Origin of the sequence: Gluconacetobacter entanii (assembly GCF_013155425.1) — a bacterium.
In the GTDB taxonomy this organism is placed as follows: Bacteria; Pseudomonadota; Alphaproteobacteria; order Acetobacterales; family Acetobacteraceae; genus Novacetimonas; species Novacetimonas entanii.
Genome location: NZ_JABJWD010000122.1, coordinates 1 through 3,586, shown reverse-complemented (window position 1 = coordinate 3,586; position 3,586 = coordinate 1). Strand labels below are relative to the sequence as shown.

The following is a 3,586-nucleotide window of genomic DNA, read 5'->3' as shown; positions in this document are numbered from 1 at the left end:
ACTGGCTGCCGAGGATTCCCGTTCCGATGCTCATGGTTGTGCGATCATCCTCCCACGATCAGGTCTGATCTGCACCGCGCCGCGCGGGCCAGATGTCTGGCGCACGCGCACGCCCGGATCATGCGATACATGCAGCCCGATGGGCGCGGACGGCTGCGCTGCCGGTCGCGCGGGTGCGCCAGGAATGGCGGGCGCGGGCTGCACGCCGCCCCCCATGATCTGCCGTCCCAGCCATGAATTGGTGAATGCCTGGTCCAGGGATGCGAACTGCGATTTGATCCCGTCGAGCATCAGGCGGAACGCGGCCCCGAAAATCCGGCCAACACCCACGACGATATTGTGCAGTTTCGTGCCCAGTCCGCCGCCCCAGCTATCAAGCCAGGTGGTGAAATCGTTGAACACCAGTTTCGCCACGTTCCAGGTGCCGCGCAGCGTGCCGGTGATGCCGTGGCCGCCCGCGTCGAACGCATGCGATATCCGCGTCAGATTGTGCGACACATACAGCGCGGCCGCGACCACACCGGCCGTCAGCGCCGCCAGCCCCAGCACGACGCCTGCCGTCGCAAGGCTGACACCGCCCAGCAGCCCCGCAACCGGGGCCAGCACCGTGCGGAACAGCGCGAACCCGGCCCGCATCGGCCCTGCCACGGCACCCACCGCGCCCATGGCGGTCGCCAGCGCCAGCATGCCGCCCACGGTGCCGACGATGGCTGTCGTTGCCCCTGGCACATGCTGGTCCAGCCAGTCAAACCCCTCCGTGATACCATGCAGCCCGATCGTGGCGACCTTCAGGATCGGTACGAAGCCGTGCCCGATGCGCCGTTCCAACTGGGAAAGCGATTCCTCGAACGCCTGCAATTCCGTCAGGGTGGAATGCATGCCGGTGCGGAAATCCTCGTCCACCATGGCCGGGTCCGCGCTGCCGACCTTTTGCCTGATGGCGAAATATCCCTGCTCCCCCCGGAGATGATGCAGCAGCGCGTTCACGAACCCACGGTCCTGTTCGTTGTTGAACAGTTCGCCAACCGCTTTCAGATTGTCGCCGCCATGGGTGATGTCGTTGACCTTGCCAAGCACCTCCATCATGGGGTCAAGGCCACGTTTACGCGCGTCATTCAGCACGCCGAACAGGTCAACGCCGTATTTCTGGAACCGCTTGGCCGTATGGCTGGATGTGATGGTTTGCAGGAACGCGCGCATGTCGGTCACGGCCTCGCCCTCCGTGCCGGTATTTTTGCGCATCACCGCCAGCGCGGCTGCCATGTCGTTCAGGCCATCACGGCCACGCACGCCCAGCGCACCGGCCTGTGCGGCAACCTGCGGGAACAGCGGGGCCAGTTTCTCGAACGGCAGGTCGGCCGATTTGCCCGCCAATGCCACGGCTGACAGCGCGCCGGGCATCTCGGCTGCCGAAATGCCCATGTTTTCCTGCATCGCGAACGTGGTTTTCGCCACGCCATCGGGCGCAGCGTTATAGGCGGTAGCGATATGGGCTACGGTCGGCAGCACGGCCTTGATCTGGTCAAGCGTATAGCCCTCGCGGGAGAAATATCCCGCTGCCGCCGCCAGATCGGTCCCGCGTTGCCCGGTGTCACGGGCCAGCCGGTCGATGTCGCGCCCGAATGTCGCGGCAAAGCGGGTGTTGTCCGCGCCGTGCAGGTTCAGGCCGATTCCGATATGCGTCAGGTCGTTATCGTATTCCGCAGCGGCCCGGACGGGCATCACGATCCCGAATCCCGTGGCCGCCGCGCCGAACGCGTTGCCCACGCCTTCCTGCACGGACTGCCCGAACCGACCGACCGCGCCGCCGACACGTCCGGCATATCCCATCGGGCCGCCTGCCAGCGTGGACACGGCCGTCCGAATCCGTCCCAGGGCCGACATGCTGCGATCGGCTGCCTGTTCGGCCTCGGTGCCGATGCGCCCCATCCCGCTGGCGGCTTCGGCCGCCGCGCCCGTGGTTGCGCCCAGCGCGTCATCCAGGCCGGTCACGGTGGCAGTCGCAGCCTCGATCCCGGCTGTGGTCTCGCCAATGGTGCCGACGGATGCGGCTGCCTCTGCTCCGACCGCGCCGGTTTCCGACAGAACCTCATCCAGGCCGGTCACGGCGGCGGTCGCGGCCTCGACCCCGGCTGCGGCCTCGCCAATGGTGCCGACGGCCCTGGCTGCCTCTGCTCCGACCGCGCCGGTTTCCGACAGAACCTCATCCAGGCCGGTCACGGCGGCGGTCGCGGCCTCGATCCCGGCTGCGGCCTCGCCAATGGTGCCAACGGATGCGGCTGCCTCTGCTCCGACCGCGCCGGTTTCCGACAGAACCTCGTTCAGCCCCGTTACGCCTTCGGTGGCGCGGGCGACGGGCTGCTGCATTTCGTCAAAGGGATTGGCCGCACGGGCCAGTTCCGCCAGCGATCCGTTGATCTCCGTCAGGACCGAACGGATCTGCTGCAATGGCTCCATGGAGCCAACGGCGAAGTCGAGACGGAAGGCCGCCGTCATGTTGTTACCGGACAACGGGGCCTCCCTATCTGTCCATCATCTGTTGCTCGATCGCCTCGCGCCGTCGTTCGGCCAACTGTCCCAGGGCAGCGGACCAGAACCGGATGCGGTGCAATGGCATGTCGAGCAGTTCAGCCTCGGAAAACGAGGTCTCGTGGGCGAGTGCGGCTAGGAGGACTGGCCAGTCTTCGCCCCACGATTCAAAAAAGTGCTGGCGACCCGCGACAGGGTGAGGAAATCCTCCCCGTCCATTTCGCCCAGCAGGGCATCGGCCTTCGGGCCGGTCATGCCTGCGGATGCTTCCAGCATGGCGCGGATGCGGTTGCCTTCGCCCTCGGCATTCAGCATTTCGGTAATGCCGCGCCCCTTCAGCCGGTTCAGCACGATGCTGCCGACCTGTTCGGTCTGCGGCGTGCCGTTAACGACCGACTTCTGTTCCACCGGATACAGCAGCGTTACCTTGACCGACCCATCGGGCAGATATTCCGCGCCTTCGGGAAGCTTGGGACGGTCGGGACGCGCAACCGACGCACTGGTAACCGACGCGGTTGCGGGCGTGGTTGCACCATTCACGATGGGAGCATTCATGACAGCAGTTCCTTGTAGGTGTTCATGTTCCATGTCAGCGGCATGTTGCCGCCGTTGTCGGCCAGATCAGGCGCATCGAGCAGGTAGGCATCGGGAAAAGACCACTGCTGGCCGGTATCGGCCATTACCTGCAATTCGCCCTCCACATCGGGCTGGAATGCGGCAAGGCTCGTGCCTTTCGGAAGGATGGCCGTGCCTTTGAACTGTCCCACCTGATATTGCTGGTAACGGAACCCGGTTCCCCCGGCCGGCTCCGTCTTGTTCTGGTTTCCGGGCAGACGCAGCGTGCTGCCTGTCTTCATCTCGATTTTCAGGCCCTTCCACCAGACCGTGAAAATGCCAACTGTTGAACCTGCCATGTGCCTTACGCCTGTAGCTGGATGGATGCGGCCGCGACGATCAGCGATCCCATTGAATTGCCCCGGGTTTTGTGGAGACGGAACGACCCGAGAGGTAAGAAGGATTCATGAGCACCAAATCGAAGCGTTTTCCGCCTGAGTTT

Annotated in this window: 3 protein-coding genes; all 3 read right to left on the bottom strand. The window is 65.0% G+C overall.

Features of this window, described 5'->3' with window-relative positions:
• Nucleotides 1–30: 30 nt before the first annotated feature.
• Nucleotides 31–2,511 (bottom strand): phage tail tape measure protein, encoded by a 2,481-nt coding sequence (locus HNH97_RS16430; protein ID WP_171791613.1) that lies wholly within the window; start codon nucleotides 2,509–2,511, stop codon nucleotides 31–33.
• A 153-nt stretch (nucleotides 2,512–2,664) separates the two neighbouring features.
• Nucleotides 2,665–3,084: a hypothetical protein gene (locus HNH97_RS16425; RefSeq protein WP_171791612.1), complete on the bottom strand. Its 420-nt coding sequence runs from the start codon at nucleotides 3,082–3,084 to the stop codon at nucleotides 2,665–2,667.
• On the bottom strand, nucleotides 3,081–3,443 hold the full coding sequence (locus tag HNH97_RS16420; protein WP_171791611.1) for a phage tail tube protein: 363 nt from the start codon (nucleotides 3,441–3,443) through the stop codon (nucleotides 3,081–3,083). Before HNH97_RS16420 ends, HNH97_RS16425 begins: the two co-directional genes overlap by 4 nt.
• Nucleotides 3,444–3,586: the final 143 nt, after the last annotated feature.

What these genes read in the sequence shown, in the direction of transcription:
- HNH97_RS16420 (WP_171791611.1), bottom strand. Translation starts at nt 3,443, where the DNA reads ATGGCAGGTTCAACAGTTGGCATTTTCACGGTCTGGTGGAAGGGCCTG.
- HNH97_RS16425 (WP_171791612.1), bottom strand. Translation starts at nt 3,084, where the DNA reads ATGAATGCTCCCATCGTGAATGGTGCAACCACGCCCGCAACCGCGTCG.